Annotated in this window: 2 protein-coding genes; one reads left to right on the top strand and one right to left on the bottom strand. The window is 73.7% G+C overall.

The window, feature by feature from the left end:
* Positions 1-153: 153 nt before the first annotated feature.
* Complete coding sequence (locus ACFV6I_RS23110; RefSeq protein WP_063345937.1) at positions 154-807, bottom strand: dihydrofolate reductase family protein; 654 nt, start codon at positions 805-807, stop codon at positions 154-156.
* A 203-nt stretch (positions 808-1,010) separates the two neighbouring features.
* Between ACFV6I_RS23110 and ACFV6I_RS23105 the strand changes: the two genes are divergently transcribed.
* Positions 1,011-2,090, top strand: coding sequence for a phosphatidylinositol-specific phospholipase C domain-containing protein (locus tag ACFV6I_RS23105; RefSeq protein WP_380427360.1), 1,080 nt, complete (start codon positions 1,011-1,013; stop codon positions 2,088-2,090).
* Positions 2,091-2,128: the final 38 nt, after the last annotated feature.

The raw sequence follows: 2,128 nt of genomic DNA, 5'->3' as shown, positions 1-2,128 counted from the left end.
TTCGCGGTATTTTTACTACTACAACTTCTCCGCGGCGCCGGGCGGTTTATTTTTGGGGGGGGGGGGGGGGGGCGGCGGGGGGGGGGGGGGGGGGCCCCCCCGGGGGGGGGGCGCCCCCCCACCGCCTTCGGCTGCTGCCCGGCTACCGACCGGTCACCGCCGGGTGAAGGTGAGGTGGGTGACGCCGCTCGGACTGGTCACCGCCTCGGTGCGGAAGCGCTGTTCCAGGCCTTCGAGCCCGTCCCAGAGCCGCTCGCCGCGGCCGAGGACGATCGGCACCACCACCACGTGCAGGTGGTCGATCAGGTCCGCCGCCAGGAAGGCCCGGACGGTGCTCGGGCCGCCGCCGATCCGGACGTCCTTCCCGTCGGCCGCCTCCCGGGCCTGGCGCAGCGCCTCCTCGGGCGTGGCGTCGAGGAAGTGGAAGGTCGTCCCGCCCGCCATCTCCAGCGTGGGGCGCGGGTGGTGGGTGAGGACGAAGACCGGGGTGCGGAACACCGGCTCCGGCCCCCACCAGCCCTGCCACTCGTGGTCCTGCCACGGGCCGCGCTGCGGGCCGAACTTGTTGCGCCCCATGATCTCCGCGCCGATGCCGTCGCTCCAGGTGCGGGCCATCGCGTCGTCGACACCGGTGTCGCCGCCGGTGTCGCCCTCCCGGCCGTGCATCCGCCGGAAGGTCCGGGTCTGGAAGAACCAGCCGTGCAGCCGGTCGCCGGCGTGACCGAACGGCGAGTCGAGGCTCTGCCCCTCGCCCGTTCCGTAGCCGTCGAGCGAGATCGAGAAGTTGTGGACGCGGACCAGGGACACGGGAGTTCCTCCGGTGCTCGGTGCTCCGGCGCGGACCGGGCCGCGCCTGCTGGACGGCCCACGCTAACCCGGGCGGGAGCGGTACAGCCGTCACGCTATTGTCGTGTCTTCTTCACCCGAAGCTCGCCCTGGTGGGCGATGCTTCGTCCGACCGTCCGGGAGGGGCGGCCGGAGGCACATCCGCACTTGGGGGGACAGTACCTGTGACCGTACGCCGCACCGCCGCCGCCATCCTGGCGGCCGGCCTGCTCGCCGCTGCCGCGGCCCTGATACCGGCGACCGCCGACGCGGCGCAGGACGCGGCCGCGAGCGGCCCGGCGGACCTGCCGTTCGGCTCGGCCACCACCGTCGGCCTGCACAACACCTACGACCCGGCCGCCTACCCGTACCTCGCCCAGGGGCTCGACACCGGCACCGGGATGATCGAGCTGGACATCTGGACGGACATCGTCACCAAGGAGTGGAAGGTCAGCCACTCCAACCCGCTCGGCAACTCCAACAACTGCACCGCCGCCAGCACCCCGGCGCAGCTCTACAGCGGCGGCGCCAACAAGAACCTGGAGAACTGCCTCGACGACGTCCGGGTCTGGCTCGGCGCCCACCCCGGCGCCGGCCCGCTGGTCGTCAAGCTGGAGCTGAAGGCGGGCTTCTCCGCCAACCTCGGCATGGGGCCGACGGAACTGGACACGCTGATCGCCGCCCACCTGGGCCCGGCCGTGCTGCGCCCCGCCGACCTGCTCGCCAAGCCGGGCGGCGGCTCGTACGCCGGCGTGGACGAGGCGGTGCGGGCCGGCAACTGGCCGAGCCGCGCGGCGCTGGCCGGAAAGGTCCTGCTGTACGCGATCCCGGGGACGGTCGAGGAGAGCAACCCCTTCGACACCCTGCACACCGACGTCGAGTACGGCCGCCACCTGCGCGACCTCGCCGCCGCGGGCCGGATCGGCGACGCCCAGCTGTTCCCCGCCGTGCACGGCGCCAAGACCGGCGACCCGCGCGCCGCGTACACGGGCGCGGACGCCGGGATCCGGCCCTGGTTCGTGGTCTTCGACGGCGACGCCGCCACGTACCTCAACGGCGTCGACACCGCGTGGTACGACCGCTCGCACTACCTGCTGGTCATGACGGACGCGCACAACGTGGCGCCCGCCATCAGTGCCACCGACCCGACGGCCGAGCAGGCCCGCGCCCGCACCGAGCAACTGGCCCGGGCGCACGCCAGCATCGTCTCCAGCGACTGGCGCAAGCTGCCGGCCGTTCAGTCCCTGGCCCTGCCCCGGGGCTGACGCCGAGACGCCGGACGCGCCACCGGGGCGGTGAACGC

It is taken from the genome of Kitasatospora sp. NPDC059803, from assembly GCF_042732255.1.
GTDB lineage: Bacteria > Actinomycetota > Actinomycetes > Streptomycetales > Streptomycetaceae > Kitasatospora.
Note: the sequence above shows the minus strand (reverse complement) of the source record. Positions and strands in the feature narration are given on the sequence as shown.